The following is a 15,083-nucleotide window of genomic DNA, read 5'->3' on the forward strand; positions in this document are numbered from 1 at the left end:
GTTTGTTGTCAGTTGTTTGTTGTCAGTTGTCAGTTGTCAGTTATCAGTTGTTCAAAACTACCAACCGTTAACTGCTAATTAAATTAGCTAATAGTCATCAGCTATTAACTATCAGGAATTCAAGCGAATTCCCAGACGGCGCAATTGTCCCCGCAGGCTGGCATCAATTACTTGAGAGCCTACTTTGATTACCACACCGCCGATTAAATCTGCGTCTATTTTGGTTTCAATTTCTACGCTTCTAGCGCTGGTCATCGCCTGCACTTTCTCGCGAACAGTCTGCTGTTGAGCGTCTGAAAGCGGGACTGCCGATGTAACTTCAGCCAATACTGTTTGGTTGAGTTCTCGGAGCTTTGCCAAGTATTGTTTGCCAATTCCTTCTAAAAAAAGAATTCTTCCTTTGTCTACTAATAGCTTCAGAAAGCTGTGCATCAAGGGGTTCATTTCTTCACCCGCTATTTGCTGAATCACAGCTTTTTTAGCATCCGGTTTTACCAACGGATTGGCTAAAAACTGACGCAAGTCTTCCGAACCTTCTAGCAGGCTCAACAAGGAACGAATGTCTTCGCCAAACTTCTCTGAGAGATTGTTGGACTGAGCCAGTGACATCAAGGCAGATGCGTAAGGCTGTAAGACTTCTGTGCTGACTGTACTCACGTTTTAGCCTCCCAGTAACGCAATGCTGCGATCGATTAATTGGTGTTGAGCGCTGTCGTCCAAGCTAGTTTTTAGCTGGCTTTCCACCTTTGCTAATGCCAGAGATACAACCGCCGATCGCAGTTGGGCGATCGCTCTTTCCCGCTCCGCTTCCAACTCTTGACCTGCTGTTGCTCTCATGCGTTCAACGTCTTGCGCTGCCTGAGCTAGAATTGTTTCTTTTGCTTTCTTGGCAGTTTCTTCAGCAGCGGCACGAATTCGTTCCGCTTCTGCTTGCGCTTGAGTCAATTTTTGCTGTTGCTCTGCTAGAGCTGCTGCTGCATCTTTTTGGCGTTTTTCTGCTTCTTGAATCGCCTCTTGGATGGCCGAACGCCTCTCTGTCAGGATTTTACCTACAAATCCGCGCCCGAAATAAAACAGCACTGCAATAATAATGACCAGGTTAATCAGGTTGGTTTCTAAAATATCGAAATTTAAACCGAAACCACCTTCGCCGCTAGCTTCTGTGGCTAGCAATAAAACAGTCCCCATGATACTCTTCCATAATTGCGCGTGCAGATTGGGTGAAGCGATTTTAGATTTAAGATTCCATCAAAAATCTAAAATTCTTCGGTCTCGCTATTTGGCCAGCGACTGCCCTAATAGCTTTTCGAGAATTTGGCCGCTGAGCGCGTCTACTTGTTGTTCTAGTGAGCGCATTGCTTCTTGCTTTTGCTGCTCTATTTCTTGCCCAGCCTTTTCTCGCGCGACTTGAGCTTCTTGTTGAGCCTCAGCTACTTTTGCTGCCCCAATTTTTTGGGCATCAGCTTGAGCAGCAGCAATTACTGATTGAGACTGTTTGCGAGTTTCTCCCAGTTTTTGCTCGTACTGCTGCGCTAGTTGCTGAGCTTTTGCCAAGCGTTCTTGGGCGGAGACTTGAGTGTTGCGAATGTAATCGGCGCGATCGTCAATTGACTTGCTGAGCGGCTTGTAAAAAATTACATTCAAGACTGCGACTAGAATTAAAAACTGCACCGCCATCAGAGGCAGCGTAGCATCTATATCAAACAGTCCCCCTTCCTTAGCCGCTTCTTCAACTGCTAGTAATACTGTCCAGTGCATCATGATTTTTTGACGGCTTCCATCTAATTCGCTTAATCGATTTTAGATTTGAGATTTTGGATTAGAATCGCCAAAACCTCAAATCTAAAATTTTCAATTATTATGCGAAGGGGTTGGCAAACAGCAGCACTAGGGCTACGACCAAACCGTAAATTGTGAGCGCTTCCATGAACGCCAAACTCAACAGCAAGGTGCCGCGAATTTTACCTTCTGCTTCCGGCTGACGGGCAATCCCTTCTACAGCCTGACCTGCTGCATTTCCTTGACCGATGCCAGGGCCGATTGCAGCTAAACCTACTGCCAAAGCGGCGGCAATTACGGAAGCGGCGGCAACTGTTGAATCCATGATGATTTTCCTTATCTAAAGTACAAAATTGAGAACAGATAGTCTAGAGAATTGTCCGATTTAACGGGAGAAAGTTTGAGTTCAGAAATTTTCTTTTTCCTCCTTCATTCTTCGCCGTTTATCGTTAGTTAATCGTGGTGTTCTTCGCCGTGACCGCCTTCTAGAGCTTCACCTATGTAGGCTGCGGCTAAGGTTGCAAAAATCAAAGCTTGAATTGCACTGGTAAATAGTCCCAGAACCATCACTGGCAGAGGAACAAATAAAGGCACTAGCAACACTAGCACTCCGACCACCAATTCGTCCGCAAGAATGTTGCCAAACAAACGGAAACTTAGGGACAGAGGCTTAGTGAAATCTTCTATGATTTTGAACGGCAACATGAAAGGCACCGGTTCAACATAGTGGGCGAAATACCCCAAGCCGCTTTTGCTGAGACCTGCATAAAAATATGCTAGAGAAGTCAGCAGTGCAAATGCTACCGTCGTGTTGATGTCAGCGGTAGGAGCTCCCAATTCACCTGATGGCAGCTTAATCAGCTTCCAAGGAATTAGAGCGCCAGACCAGTTTGACACAAAGATGAACAGAAATAATGTACCAATAAACGGTACCCAAGGGCGATATTCTTTTTCCCCAATTTGGTTTTTAGCCAAGTCCCGAATAAATTCCAGCGCATACTCCATAAAATTTTGCATTCCGCTGGGAATTCGCTGGATTTTGCTGGTTCCTAAAATCGAAACTACGACTAAAACAGCAATTACAAACCACGAGGTTAGAAAAACCTGTCCATGAACTTTCAGATTGCCGAGTTGCCAGTACAACTGCTGGCCAACTTCCAATTTGGCGAGGGGGAAACGATTAAAGGTGTTTAGAACGTCAAGCATTGCCATTCAACGGGCTTCCCCATACAAATCGATGAGTTGAGTTTTGCTCTTCTTACCTGACTTACCTGTAATCTAGTGCTAATGCACTTCGGATCACGTAAACCATCAGCGCAGCTTTGTAAGTCAGAAATCCCAAAAATATCGGTAAAATCTGTAGCTGATTCCACTGTGTTCCTACTATCATCACCGCGAAAAACAAACCGAGCCTTGTCTTGCTGATGCGTTGATTTTGGCTGCCGATTCGTTCAACGTCTCTAGCCAACATTTTTAAGTAAACCACACCTGTGCTCGCCCCAAGCAAATAATTCAGGGCAATGTTGAGCGAGTAAAAAATCCAAACGGAGATAAAAATAATCGCCGTAAAAGCAAGGGTGTACGCCAACAACTCTTGTTGGAGGCGATAAAAGTCTTGCATGGGATTGCTAGTCTCGGACGAGGCTGTCGAAACTGTCGAGACTGTGCCAGCTTGAGGAATATCCTCGTTTGCTGCTGCGGGTTCGGTGGGTGTGTTTTGCGTGTTCACGAAGCTCAGAAACTAATGCAGGTAGCAGGCGAGTGCTTTGCAAACTCAGAAAAATCATACCACGCTGCGGTAACAATACTTAAAATAAAATTAATCATATTTTCGGAATTTGGTGTCTGGCGCTTCGGAAACCTCAAGCCGTTAAATGTCCGATCGACCTCACTCTACTTCTCCCACGGCCACACTGCACTTGGTTACACATTGTTCTCTTGCTTCTCACTAAGTAAGCCTCACTTAGTGAGAATTGACAGAGGCCGATCGCGCGAACCGATGAGGTAACTCTCCCTTGTCTGCCTCTGCGCGCTACAAGAGTTAATTCAAATTCGATCTCATTCAATAACCTTAAACTCTTGAAGCGCCGGGAGAAAGTTTTTATTCTCGTGGCTCGATCGACTAAGCTTAATCAAAGCAAATCGCTGTAGCGGCTGCAAACTCGCCCACTGTGCCAAAGTAATTGTCACGCCGAGCTCTTGCGCTTTTGCAGAAACAGACTCTGGTACAATTGCAGCATCCATCCACGGGGGATTTTCATCAACGCTCAAATCTGTTCCCGGTTTGCCTGTCTGTTGAATTAATATTTGATTTAGCTTTTCTCGGTAATCAATAATTTCTGCTTTTGTCAAGCAAGGTTTCTCTACAAGCATTTGACGTTCTGCTTGGTTAAAATGATTCCAATCCTGCAACTTCAATTTAATGCCGCAAGTATCTAACTTGAGACGTACCTGCATGGGGATACAGCGCAAAGCTTCCACAAAATCAGCTTCAAATTCAAAAAACATATATTTAGCAAGTTTATTTCAGTTGTGAACGAGATTTTTTTATTAACCGCAGAGGGCGCAGAGGGCGCAGAGTAAGAGAGGAGGGGGAAGGTGAAAAGAAATTGATGCAGGTTTATTGCTCTCTATCAATAATTGCAGAAAATCGAGTCAGCATTTATAATTAAATAATATTACAAACTATTGACATGGATACCGTAGACTACCTTCGGATTAGCTTGATAGACCGCTGCAACTTCCGCTGTCTCTACTGTATGCCAGAAGGTAGCGAGTTGGACTATGTATTGCAGCAGCAGTTGTTAACTCACTCGGAATTGCTAACTCTGCTGCGGGAAGTTTTTATACCCGTGGGATTTACTAAGTTTCGCTTGACGGGTGGGGAACCGCTGCTGCGGCCTGGGGTGGTGGAATTGGTAAGGTCGATCGCCTCGATGCCCCAAACGCGAGATTTGTCAATGACAACTAATGGCTTTTTGCTGGCGGGAATGGCCGAAAATCTCTACAATGCTGGTTTGCGCCGGATTAATATTAGTTTGGATTCGCTGGAACCGGAGACTTTTGATAAGATAATTGGTAGTCGGGGACGATCGCGGTGGACGCAGGTTTGGGAGGGAATTCAAGCGGCTTATCAAGCTGGATTCGACCCGCTGAAACTGAATGTTGTGGTAATTCCCGGTGTGAATGACAGCGAAATATTGGATTTAGCGGCGTTAACAATTAACCGGAATTGGCACGTTAGATTTATTGAGTTTATGCCAATTGGCAATGGGGATTTATTTGGCGATAAGGGTTGGGTAGCCTCAGCCGAATTGCGGCAACAAATTAACGACAAATACGGCTTAGCCGAGTCAGGAGTTCGCGGAAATGGGCCGGCGGATGTGTTTCAAATTCCGGGGGCGAAGGGCACTTTAGGATTTATCAGTCAAATGTCGGAGTGTTTTTGCGATCGCTGCAACCGGATGCGTTTGTCTGCTGACGGGTGGCTGCGGCCTTGTCTGCTGAACGAAACTGGTCAAATTGACTTAAAAACTGCTCTCCGTGGTGGGACTCCTACAAGCGAATTGCGCGATCGAGTCCGGCACATATTAGAGATTAAACCGGAGATTAATTTCAAGCAGCGAGATTCGGGAACTACTCAAGGCAATTACAGCCGCACCATGTCTCAAATCGGCGGGTGAACTGCTCGAAATCGATAATTTATTTGGTACACTTAAGACATCATCCAATTTTGTAAGTCAGATGAACACCATCTCGATCGCCATTTCAGACCTGCTGATGCTGAAGCTACAAAAAGTTGCTGCTGAGATGAATGTCTCGATCGAAGAATTAGTCTTGATGAACATTGAAAGCTCGATCGCGCAACGAGAAAATCCCGCAGCAAATACCGATCGAGATATTTGCAATCAAAATGCTGAAATTGCGATCGAGGTAATTGACAAATTTTATACTCTTGCTACGGAATGGCAAAGTGAAGTTGCGGGAATGTCTTCGACAGCTCAAATGTCTCAGCATCCTGCATATCAGGAAATTATTAATATGGGATCTAAAGTCGTGCCGCTGTTGCTATCGGAACTGCAAAAAAATCCCCTTTACTGGTTAGCTGCATTGAATGCAATTACGGGTGAAAATCCCATTAAACCGGAACAAAGGGGAAGGGTAAAACAGATGGCCTCAGCTTGGATAGAGTGGGGTAAAGAGCGAGGCTACGCGATTGAATAGAATGTATAGAATACCGGAACTTGAAATTAAATGGCCGAACTTGTGTCGCACTGATTATCGAGTTACTAGCCAAAAGTCACAGGAATATAACTGTTTTGCGTGGGCTGCTGGTGAAGACGATCGCTGGTGGCAACCGATACCTGGAGAGCAATTCTATTGGCCAGAAGGCGTGCCGCAAGAGGAGACTTTAGACGCATATATTCAGGCTTATCAAACACTGGGATATGAATTTTGTAATGGTGATAGATTAGAAGCTGGATATCAGAAAATAGCAATATATGTTGACTCTAGCGGTATCCCAACTCATGCAGCCAGACAGTTGCCTAATGGTAAGTGGACAAGTAAACTTGGATGGTTAGAAGATGTTGAACACGAATTGGATGGATTGACAGGCGACAGGTACGGAGTTGTCGGTCAAATTCTTAAACGTGCGATAAATTAGGGAAAGGCGATCACTTTAACTCAACCCAATTTACAAATAATTATATTAAATGCGATCGAGTGCGGCACATATTAGAGATTAAACCGGAGATTAATTTCAAGCAGCGGGATTCGGGAACTACTCAAGGAAATTACAGCCGCACCATGTCTCAAATCGGCGGCTGAACTAACCGACATAGAGCGCTGAAGAAATAAAATACTTAAGGCAATACTTGAGTATAATTGTCACAGTATTCGATTCTCAACAAACTCGATGACCATCAAGCCGATTCGGTGGGTTGGCCCTGCCCGCGAAGAAATCCAATCTCTTCCTGAAGATGCCCGAAAAGAAGCCGGTTTTTCACTTTGGACTCTCCAGCAGGGCATACAACCACCAGACTTTAAACCGATGTCGATCGTAGGTAAAGGCGTTGAAGAAATTCGGATTCGGACAGAAAATGCCTATCGGGTTTTCGATATTGCTAGATTTGAAGAAGCTATTTATGTGCTCCATGCCTTCCAAAAGAAAACTCAGAAAACAGCCCATAAAAATATCGAAGTTGGGCAGAAACGCTACCAAGAGTTGTTACAAAATCGTTTAAACTCAAGAGAACCGGAACAATGAGCGAAAATACTATTACCCAAGCAGTCGATAATATCTTTCTAGACCTCGGATTCTCATCTGAAGAAGCTGATAACTTACTAATCCGATCGCAACTAATTCTCGCCCTGACTCATCAGATTAAAGAGCGCGGTTGGACTCTCGATCAAACGGCTCAACATCTCCAACAGTCCAACGATCGAATCAAAGCTCTAACTCAAGGTAAAATAGGGCAGTTTTCCGTTGACAGTCTGATTGCAATGCTCAATAAAGTAGGTATGACTGTCAAAGTCGAAATTTGCCCCAAGGTAGCTTAGGTGAAAATTATGCAATTTGGCGCATTCTACAACTGAAACTCTCCTCCCAAAACTTGTCCAGCCGTTAAATTCAACTGCGGAAATGTTGGAGAAACAAGTGTTTGTTCCCCTTGAAACATCCCAACTTCGACATACTCACCCGATTCTAGTTGAAGTACCGCTACTATCTGCTCTTGAGGGTCAACAATCCAATATTCAGGGATACCCCGCGCTGCATATTGGGCTCGTTTGCTAATGTAATCGCGATCGCGCCCAACTCTACCGGGACTAACAACTTCGACAACCCACTGAGGGGGCGGCATATCAATGGTGACAGTAAGCCTGGAAGCTGTCAGCAAGATGTGTTCCGGCTGCAAAATTACCAAATCGGGGTAACGGTTAGCTGCATCGCCCTCGCGCAGGATCGGAACTTGGATTTCGCACAGATGTGTTCTGATCAGCCTCAGTGGGATGAACCCGCTACTAGCCAGAGTGAATAGTAGATAGTTAGCAATGAAATTGTTGGGGCCCGATTCTGGCGGCAATGTAATTAACTCTCCGTTAATTAGTTCATAGCGGTTGTCGGTGTCGTCCTCGTAGGCGAGGTATTCTTCAAAGGTAAGTTTTGGCTTGTGGGCTTGTATCATCTTTTACCTTCCAGGATTGCTATAGTTTTTAAGGCAATTCCTCAGCCGGAGGAAGTGGTGACAGCAGTGATTCTAAGCGAATTGCGCGATCGAGTGCAGCAGATATTGAATATTAAACCGGAGATTAATTTCAAGCAGCGAGATTCGGGAACTACTCAAGGAAATTACAGCCGCACTATGTCTCAAATCGGCGGGTGAAGTGCCCGAAATCGAGCGCTCTCAAAATAGATTATACCTAAGACAAACTTTGTAAATCTTCCTCAGATAGCTGGGCTATTTTCATCAAGGCTTTTAAGGTTCCAACTTTCAAATCTTGATTCCGGTGAACGGGAATTGACAAAATTTGTTCTATTTCGGCGTTTTCCTAGATATGATGACTGCCAGTAACTCTTTTCAAAACCCAACCTTTCTGCTCTACTATTTTGCACAGTCGCTTCCCTGAAATAGATTTCATACAGCAATTTCAACAATTTTATCTGTGGAGGCAATTGCTTCACGACTATTAGCAACATCGAGCCAACCTTCAATCGCATCTTTTAAATTAGCCATCACTTCTTCCATAGTATCTCCTTCGGTAATGCACCCAGGAAGTGCGGGAACTTCAGCCCAATAGCCACCTTCTTCTGCGGGATGGATGATTGCTCTAATTTTCATACATTTATTCAGTCATTTGTTAAGGATATTATAACGATTATTAATAAATACAGGAAATTATAGTCGCCGCACAATGTCTCAAATCGGCGGCTAATTATCTATTATCAGCGATAAGTCAGTCTGGAGTAACGCCTTCGCCTTGCGCGGATCGATCAAAAGCTGGCGTTACCTGTCCTAGGTCGCAGGACTTCGATATTCAACTCTAGTTTCTCTCCTAGCCACAAAGAATGTTTCGTATGGTCGGCCACATCGTCGCCTGTTTCAGGGTGAATGAGAATATCGAGCCCCTCACGATTCAGCATTAACCAGGGAACCACTTTGCCAAACTGGTCTGGTAAAAATGCAACTTGATACATTGCTTGGGGGTGGGGGCCAATAGGTTTGTCGTGCCAGCGCCCAAGCTGTACTTCAAACTGAGTCAATCCTTCTCGTACACGCGCTGCTGCATCGCGATTATCAGCGTCGAAGTAAATATGTCCATGAAAACCAACGATGTTAATGGTGTCTTCTTTCATCATTTTTAGTAAATTATTGAGCAGAGATCAACAACTTTATATTAGCTTAACTTGCTGGATATTTTATTCACTCCTGTAAAATCCTTAAGTTGATATCTCCTCAATCTTTGCTTTTTTGGTTTCATGCTAGGACAATACCAGTATACTCTCTGCTTCTCTATCTCCAAACTGACTAATGATAGCGATTTCATCTCGCAGAATTTGAACAATTTTAGATGTTGAGCAATTGCCAACACGGAGATAAATAAATTTGGGAGGATGACCGTAAAGTAAACTCCGTTGATGAAAGTCAGAATCTTTGGAAACAATCACAAAATCATTTGTCTTTGCATATTCCCAAATTTCTGCATCATCAGTATTTGTCAGTCCTAGGGTTTTGACATGAACAGAATCGGGATACAAACCGAGAATTTTCTGAAGAATTCGGTCTGAGAGGTTTTCGTCGAATAGCAGTTTCACAGGGATACCACAAATAACTTTTTCTCACGATCTGCCGCAAAAGCAAGGCAGGCTTTGATGTCTGCCGAAGTTAATTCTGAAAAATCTTCCAGAATTTCTGCTTCCGTCATGCCACCGGCGAGATATTCTAAGATGTCGTAGACGGTGATTCGCATTCCCCGAATACATGGTTTGCCACTGCGTTTTCCCGGTTCAATTGTGATGATGTCGTGGTAGTCCATAAAGCAATATTTTGTACTAATAAGCGTAATTATAGTTGCAAATAATCCTGGTTGGTTTAGGTCAGGATTTCAGGTTTGAGCAAGTAGTGAGAAAAAAAGAAGCCTGACGTTGAAAGTAGCCAAGGAGATTAGTTTCCATTCAATTAGTTTCCCCAGCGAGTGGGGACTCTATGAGTAACAAAGCCGTTGTAACAAACGGGACTACTACCTTGTTTCCATTCAATTAGTTTCCCCAGCGAGTGGGGACAACTTCGGGCATCAGCTACCAGCCTAGTGAGACCCACTTCTTCTGGAAGTTTCCATTCAATTAGTTTCCCCAGCGAGTGGGGACTAATCAAGGGGCTAAAAGTGCTTGGAAAGCTGGGTATAAAGGAGTTTCCATTCAATTAGTTTCCCCAGCGAGTGGGGACGAGTCAAGCAAACTCTCATCCACCTCTATCTGTCAGGTTTGTTTCCATTCAATTAGTTTCCCCAGCGAGTGGGGACTTGAAATCTTTTGGGCTGCAAAGGCATACATCATGGAGGTTTACAGTTTCCATTCAATTAGTTTCCCCAGCGAGTGGGGACAGGACAATTTGTCGGATTCACTGATTCAACTGTAATGTTTCCATTCAATTAGTTTCCCCAGCGAGTGGGGACAAACCGCCGCGCGAATTCTACGTGGATAACATAACAACGTTTCCATTCAATTAGTTTCCCCAGCGAGTGGGGACTGAAAGTACATTCCCTATATTTACTAACCAAAGGACAGTTTCCATTCAATTAGTTTCCCCAGCGAGTGGGGACGTAAAGTAGCCCTATTGATAAAAAAGTATAGGGTAATAGCCCGGTTTCCATTCAATTAGTTTCCCCAGCGAGTGGGGACCCCTCGAATTAACAGCAGAACGCCCTGAGATGGTGCGGAGTGTTTCCATTCAATTAGTTTCCCCAGCGAGTGGGGACATCAAACAGATGACAAACTACATTCTTACAGGCTAGCAGTGTTTCCATTCAATTAGTTTCCCCAGCGAGTGGGGACAAGTCTAACTTTCAACAACCAACCAATCAATATTCAGTTTCCATTCAATTAGTTTCCCCAGCGAGTGGGGACACTCTCTATCTAAACGACCCGATTGTCTGGTTTGTGTTTCCATTCAATTAGTTTCCCCAGCGAGTGGGGACGTATCGCCATTTTGCGATCGCTTTCAAGTGCGAAGTGAAGTTTCCATTCAATTAGTTTCCCCAGCGAGTGGGGACCACTGAAACACTCAACCGGATCAAAACTAAGGCAGAAGCTAAAAAGTTTCCATTCAATTAGTTTCCCCAGCGAGTGGGGACCACTTTTCTCGCCCTACAGCGGAACGCTAGGTAGTTTCCATTCAATTAGTTTCCCCAGCGAGTGGGGACACAACGTCCTAGCTTTTCAGTATTTGGCTCCAAAGCCCCAGATGCTTTGTTTCCATTCAATTAGTTTCCCCAGCGAGTGGGGACCCAATTAGTTTTGCATTGCCTAGTGATTTACATTGTTTCCATTCAATTAGTTTCCCCAGCGAGTGGGGACACAAAGCCCTTGGTTTATAGAAGTCGAAGAGATCGACACGTTTCCATTCAATTAGTTTCCCCAGCGAGTGGGGACTCTTTTAAATACCGAGCGATCGACCTCGATCTAGAAGAGTTTCCATTCAATTAGTTTCCCCAGCGAGTGGGGACTCATCTTTATTTTTCCCGGTAATAGCAGTTTTAGTTTCCATTCAATTAGTTTCCCCAGCGAGTGGGGACTGAAAACAACCTCTGAACATCACGGATACCAACTAGCAATCATGTTTCCATTCAATTAGTTTCCCCAGCGAGTGGGGACTCATGGGGGATATTGCAACATTAAAATCTCATATTCTGAGTTTCCATTCAATTAGTTTCCCCAGCGAGTGGGGACTGCTTACGCAGGTGGGTAGACCTCGCCCAATTCGGCATACCTTAAGTTTCCATTCAATTAGTTTCCCCAGCGAGTGGGGACTCCTGCATTGTACATCCCATACAGCGCAAAGTGTCCAGAGGCGATTTGCGAGGCTCAGGGATTTTTTTCAGAAATCGCACCACTACTCGTTCAGGAAAATAGCTGAAACCCTTACCCAGTAATGCTGCGAGGCTCGCGACGCAAAAATTGCCTTTGAGCTATTTTACCGCGAGCCTCGCAATACCAGCTAAATAATCGCTGGCTCAGGTGCTTTTGTCACACCTACGCTTTGCGCTTCCGACGGCGAATCAGCACACTCATCACTTGCTTCGGATTAGCCGCACGCTGTACGGGACTCCAATCGCCGACTTGGGCAAATCCCAGGCGGTACAAAGTGAGTATGGTTTCCCTGACACCCTTGGGCGAACCTGTCACCGTTACACAAACCACATCCTGTTCCGATTCTGCTGCTGAGTCGTCATTTGGCCGTGCAAATTTGTTGTCGTCAGGCAAGAATTCCTGTGACATAATTATGTTCTCCTGGTTTTGGGTTTTCTAGAAAAACCCAAAAACCCAGCCGCCCCGCTTTTCAACGCATAGCAGGGCGGCTACAGAGGATGTTAAGATACTCCGTTAGCCTCCAGACTGCTGATACCAGTTTGGCGGTGAGCTGTCCATTGCTGCTACCAACAGCTTTGGGCAGTGCAACTAGATTTTTGGGCGACGCGGGCTACTTCCTCTTCGAGCAAAGCAACCTCTAACTTCAAAGCGTAGCCGCAGACGGGGGCCTGTGTCAATCCATTTGGGATTTTGGATTTGGGAAAGGTGCGTCAGCTTTGAGATTGCTTCACTACGTTCGCAATCACAGAAAATCCTAGTACGTGCATCCAGGCTTTGGCCTGGGAACGACCAATCGCCTACTTCCTAGGCTTTGCGCTACAGTTATAATATTAAAATCAATTTAAAAAGTGCGATCGACCCCGCTATCATCAGCCCAAAAACTTGCACTCAAGGATAATTATGCTGCACAATCTTCAGCAATCTCACGAACAAGAGATACAGACGATTACTCAAGTTTTGGGAAAAATCACCAACCGCACGGCGGATCAGATTAAACAATTACTAGATGCGATGCTCAAACAGCTAATTGAACCTCAACAACGTCCATTTTATGAAACAGCTACCCCAACAGAATGGTCGATCGCATTTCAAGAATGGGTTGACAGTCATCGTACCCTAAATCTCCCCACTCTTTCAGATGAAGCTATTAGCAGAGAGAGCATTTATGGAGACAGAGGTTAAATGCCGTTTCTCGTAGATACAAACATACTGCTGCGTAGCATCGATACAGCACACCCAATGAATCCTGATGCTGTCAATGCAGTGATTACGGGAATTTAACAGAAATTATACTCCGAGCGAGAAACCGGGTTTTTCACAGAATTTACCGTGTATAACCAAGATTTAGTAAAAAACCCGGTTTCTGACCTATGCCTAAGTCTTATTTCGGTGTTAGCAAAATGAGCTGTTTTGATAAGATCGATCGCACTTCATCCAATCCCATCTCCACATCCGCCAAAATCTCCCCAACAGTCTTCTGTACCTCTTTCTCCCCCCCTTGGCAAGGGGGGGCTGGGGGGGGTACACAACCTTGCAAAAACTCAAATTCCGCACTTGACAAATTGACCAATTGGTAATTGCAATCAAACACTTGTTGACTCGGCCAACCGTGCATACAACCACTCAACTCAGGAACAGCAGCCAAAAGTGCTTTATCGTCCGACCAATCAATTTTATTAACCGGTTTTTTGCCCAAGAAAAACTCGTAATGAGTGATTTCCGTATCCAACAATTCAATTAATCGATAAAGCTCCCGTTCCGTCAAACCCTGAGCTCTTTCTATCAATTCCGGTGCTTTCCCCAAAAGTCTTTCTAACTGCCAATATCCCGGATTTGAAAAACCAATAAATTCCAATCCCGAAGCGTCGATTAACTCGAACAAAGTCTCAATATTGTAATCAATTTCCTGCGGGTGAACGTACATATCAGCAAAACATTCATCCCGCTGATTTTCTCCTGCCCAACGCTGTTTTTCGTACTTGACAAGACGGTTGTTTTCTGGTAAGGAAGCAAAGATTTGACGGCCGACTTTCACACCATCGGGATAGTCACCTTTTTGCGGGCCTTGGAGAAGGGCGATCGCCCTTTGCATGAGTTGAATTTCCCAGCGTCCGAGCTCAGCATACACAAAAATGTGCATCAAACCACCCTCCGCCAACTTCGCCGCCAGCGCTTGAATGCCCCGGATCGGATCGGGTAAGTGGTGCAGCACGCCCACGCAGTTGATCAAATCAAACTCGCCGTCTAACTCGGCGGCATCGTACAGGCTGAGGTGGCGAAAATCAGCTTCTCGCGCGCCCGATCGGCGACAGCGTTCTTGTGCTACCTTCAAAGCACCTTCACTCAGGTCGATCGCCGTCACCGAAGCTTCAGGATTGAGGTGAATCAGATAATCGGTGCTCGAACCAGTGCCGCAGCCAGCATCTAAAATCCGAATATCGAGTTTTGGCGGCTTTTGGCCGGTGCAAAAATTGTAAGCATCAGGCCAACTCCAGCGCCAGTTGTACCCAGGGGGCGGTTCATCTGACAAAGGATCGGGCGGGAAAGGGAAAGTATCGTAAAGCCGCCGCACGGCAGCACTGATATCAGGCGTAGTATCCATAAGTGAGGCAATTGTGCGTGAGTTTTGAGATTGGTTGTCAGTAGCTATGGGGTAACAGCGCTACGCCATGCACTTCTGTTGCTGCGTTACTGGCAACCAAAGTGGCGTCTCGCCAAGTTGGGAAGCCTAAGAGAGAGCGATCGGGCGATCGACTAACCCCTGGTAGCAAGCCCTGACAGCTTCTGCGTAATAAAACTTATCATTTTTTCTCATATAAGCTCTCTTAAATCTATACAATAAATCTCGACAGGCTTTTTAACAAACAAGGACTGTCAATAGCCCACCGCTGAACTGTCGGGTAAAGCGGAGGCGTCTTTCCGCAGAAAGTCAAAAGCCCCGAAACAGGCAGAAGAAAATTTTTGATTTTCTTTTCCTTTAATTCAAGGCACTGGCTGCAATCGCCCAAAGGCAACTCTCCTGCCGAGTCTTTTTTTCCACGGGTATACCGGCGGATCGCAGCGGAGGGAGTACCCCGTGCCTGCCTTCGGATCGGACATTTCCCCGCAGGCAGAAAGATGAAACCAAAACATTTTAATCTAAGAAAGTAAGCGCGCCCGAACCTCGTGACAGGTAAAGGCAAAAAGTAAACAAAGCAAAAATACCTACTTTGAC

Annotated in this window: 21 protein-coding genes, 2 pseudogenes and 1 CRISPR repeat array; of the genes and pseudogenes, 8 read left to right on the forward strand and 15 right to left on the reverse strand. The window is 45.2% G+C overall.

Translation table 11 applies throughout. From position 1 onward, the window contains the following. Positions 1-111 precede the first annotated feature (111 nt). The 7 genes from atpH to QUB08_RS14005 form a co-directional block, all read right to left on the reverse strand. The gene (gene atpH, locus QUB08_RS13975; RefSeq protein ID WP_333225260.1) at positions 112-657 is read right to left on the reverse strand and encodes an ATP synthase F1 subunit delta; all 546 of its coding nucleotides are present in this window, start codon (positions 655-657) and stop codon (positions 112-114) included. A 3-nt stretch (positions 658-660) separates the two neighbouring features. After that, positions 661-1,188, reverse strand: a complete 528-nt coding sequence (locus tag QUB08_RS13980) for a F0F1 ATP synthase subunit B (protein ID WP_333225261.1) — start codon at positions 1,186-1,188, stop codon at positions 661-663. Positions 1,189-1,275: 87 nt separating this feature from the next. After that, the gene (locus QUB08_RS13985; RefSeq protein WP_006631106.1) at positions 1,276-1,761 is read right to left on the reverse strand and encodes a F0F1 ATP synthase subunit B'; all 486 of its coding nucleotides are present in this window, start codon (positions 1,759-1,761) and stop codon (positions 1,276-1,278) included. Between the two features lie 97 nt (positions 1,762-1,858). After that, positions 1,859-2,104, reverse strand: a complete 246-nt coding sequence (atpE, locus tag QUB08_RS13990) for an ATP synthase F0 subunit C (RefSeq protein WP_242717122.1) — start codon at positions 2,102-2,104, stop codon at positions 1,859-1,861. Positions 2,105-2,232: 128 nt separating this feature from the next. Beyond that, positions 2,233-2,991 (reverse strand): F0F1 ATP synthase subunit A, encoded by a 759-nt coding sequence (gene atpB, locus QUB08_RS13995; protein ID WP_242717111.1) that lies wholly within the window; start codon positions 2,989-2,991, stop codon positions 2,233-2,235. Between the two features lie 55 nt (positions 2,992-3,046). After that, entirely contained in the window at positions 3,047-3,508 is a 462-nt protein-coding gene (locus tag QUB08_RS14000; RefSeq protein ID WP_333225262.1) for an ATP synthase subunit I, read from the reverse strand. 329 nt (positions 3,509-3,837) lie between these two features. Beyond that, entirely contained in the window at positions 3,838-4,287 is a 450-nt protein-coding gene (locus QUB08_RS14005) for a nitrate reductase associated protein (protein WP_333225263.1), read from the reverse strand. A 185-nt stretch (positions 4,288-4,472) separates the two neighbouring features. On the opposite strand from QUB08_RS14005, the gene moaA reads away from it, so the two are divergent. The 6 genes and pseudogenes from moaA to QUB08_RS14035 all read left to right on the forward strand — a co-directional run bounded on the left by moaA (position 4,473) and on the right by QUB08_RS14035 (position 7,341). After that, positions 4,473-5,462: a GTP 3',8-cyclase MoaA gene (moaA, locus tag QUB08_RS14010; protein ID WP_333225264.1), complete on the forward strand. Its 990-nt coding sequence runs from the start codon at positions 4,473-4,475 to the stop codon at positions 5,460-5,462. 61 nt (positions 5,463-5,523) lie between these two features. After that, complete coding sequence (locus QUB08_RS14015) at positions 5,524-6,003, forward strand: hypothetical protein (protein ID WP_333225265.1); 480 nt, start codon at positions 5,524-5,526, stop codon at positions 6,001-6,003. Position 6,004: 1 nt separating this feature from the next. Then, positions 6,005-6,445 (forward strand): DUF7689 domain-containing protein, encoded by a 441-nt coding sequence (locus QUB08_RS14020; protein WP_333225266.1) that lies wholly within the window; start codon positions 6,005-6,007, stop codon positions 6,443-6,445. 56 nt (positions 6,446-6,501) lie between these two features. Next, positions 6,502-6,609 (forward strand): annotated as a pseudogene (locus QUB08_RS14025) (cyclic pyranopterin phosphate synthase MoaA); the annotation flags it as partial. 88 nt (positions 6,610-6,697) lie between these two features. Beyond that, complete coding sequence (locus tag QUB08_RS14030; protein WP_333225267.1) at positions 6,698-7,048, forward strand: type II toxin-antitoxin system RelE/ParE family toxin; 351 nt, start codon at positions 6,698-6,700, stop codon at positions 7,046-7,048. Beyond that, a complete protein-coding gene (locus QUB08_RS14035; RefSeq protein WP_242717105.1) occupies positions 7,045-7,341 on the forward strand; it encodes a helix-turn-helix domain-containing protein in 297 nt (98 codons plus the stop codon). The genes QUB08_RS14030 and QUB08_RS14035 overlap by 4 nt, the downstream gene beginning before the upstream one ends. A 26-nt stretch (positions 7,342-7,367) precedes the next feature. Here QUB08_RS14035 and QUB08_RS14040 read toward each other — a convergent pair whose 3' ends face one another. After that, positions 7,368-7,967, reverse strand: coding sequence for a Uma2 family endonuclease (locus QUB08_RS14040; protein WP_333225268.1), 600 nt, complete (start codon positions 7,965-7,967; stop codon positions 7,368-7,370). A 78-nt stretch (positions 7,968-8,045) separates the two neighbouring features. Here QUB08_RS14040 and QUB08_RS14045 point away from each other — a divergent pair. After that, positions 8,046-8,165, forward strand: a pseudogene (locus tag QUB08_RS14045) (cyclic pyranopterin phosphate synthase MoaA); the annotation flags it as partial. Positions 8,166-8,331: 166 nt separating this feature from the next. Here QUB08_RS14045 and QUB08_RS14050 read toward each other — a convergent pair. The 6 genes from QUB08_RS14050 to QUB08_RS14075 all read right to left on the reverse strand — a co-directional run bounded on the left by QUB08_RS14050 (position 8,332) and on the right by QUB08_RS14075 (position 12,277). Beyond that, positions 8,332-8,421, reverse strand: coding sequence for a type II toxin-antitoxin system HicA family toxin (locus tag QUB08_RS14050; protein WP_332981394.1), 90 nt, complete (start codon positions 8,419-8,421; stop codon positions 8,332-8,334). Next, positions 8,418-8,621 carry a type II toxin-antitoxin system HicB family antitoxin gene (locus QUB08_RS14055; RefSeq protein WP_193972043.1) on the reverse strand — a complete coding sequence of 68 codons (204 nt, stop codon included), beginning with the start codon at positions 8,619-8,621 and terminating at the stop codon, positions 8,418-8,420. Before QUB08_RS14055 ends, QUB08_RS14050 begins: the two co-directional genes overlap by 4 nt. A gap of 152 nt (positions 8,622-8,773) precedes the next feature. After that, positions 8,774-9,139 carry a DOPA 4,5-dioxygenase family protein gene (locus QUB08_RS14060; protein ID WP_333225269.1) on the reverse strand — a complete coding sequence of 122 codons (366 nt, stop codon included), beginning with the start codon at positions 9,137-9,139 and terminating at the stop codon, positions 8,774-8,776. Positions 9,140-9,262: 123 nt separating this feature from the next. Next, a complete protein-coding gene (locus tag QUB08_RS14065) occupies positions 9,263-9,595 on the reverse strand; it encodes a DUF5615 family PIN-like protein (RefSeq protein WP_333225270.1) in 333 nt (110 codons plus the stop codon). After that, positions 9,592-9,816, reverse strand: coding sequence for a DUF433 domain-containing protein (locus QUB08_RS14070; RefSeq protein ID WP_333225271.1), 225 nt, complete (start codon positions 9,814-9,816; stop codon positions 9,592-9,594). Before QUB08_RS14070 ends, QUB08_RS14065 begins: the two co-directional genes overlap by 4 nt. A gap of 131 nt (positions 9,817-9,947) precedes the next feature. After that, positions 9,948-11,809: direct repeats of the CRISPR family, unit length 36 nt; unit sequence GTTTCCATTCAATTAGTTTCCCCAGCGAGTGGGGAC. Positions 11,810-12,031: 222 nt separating this feature from the next. Next, positions 12,032-12,277 (reverse strand): hypothetical protein, encoded by a 246-nt coding sequence (locus QUB08_RS14075; RefSeq protein ID WP_190735412.1) that lies wholly within the window; start codon positions 12,275-12,277, stop codon positions 12,032-12,034. A gap of 492 nt (positions 12,278-12,769) precedes the next feature. On the opposite strand from QUB08_RS14075, the gene QUB08_RS14080 reads away from it, so the two are divergent. Next, complete coding sequence (locus tag QUB08_RS14080) at positions 12,770-13,051, forward strand: hypothetical protein (RefSeq protein ID WP_333225272.1); 282 nt, start codon at positions 12,770-12,772, stop codon at positions 13,049-13,051. 199 nt (positions 13,052-13,250) lie between these two features. Here the strand turns inward: QUB08_RS14080 and QUB08_RS14085 are convergent, their stop codons facing one another. Continuing rightward, entirely contained in the window at positions 13,251-14,471 is a 1,221-nt protein-coding gene (locus QUB08_RS14085) for a class I SAM-dependent methyltransferase (protein WP_333225273.1), read from the reverse strand. Positions 14,472-15,083: the final 612 nt, after the last annotated feature.

This window comes from Microcoleus sp. BR0-C5, assembly GCF_036705045.1.
Lineage (GTDB): Bacteria > Cyanobacteriota > Cyanobacteriia > Cyanobacteriales > Microcoleaceae > Microcoleus.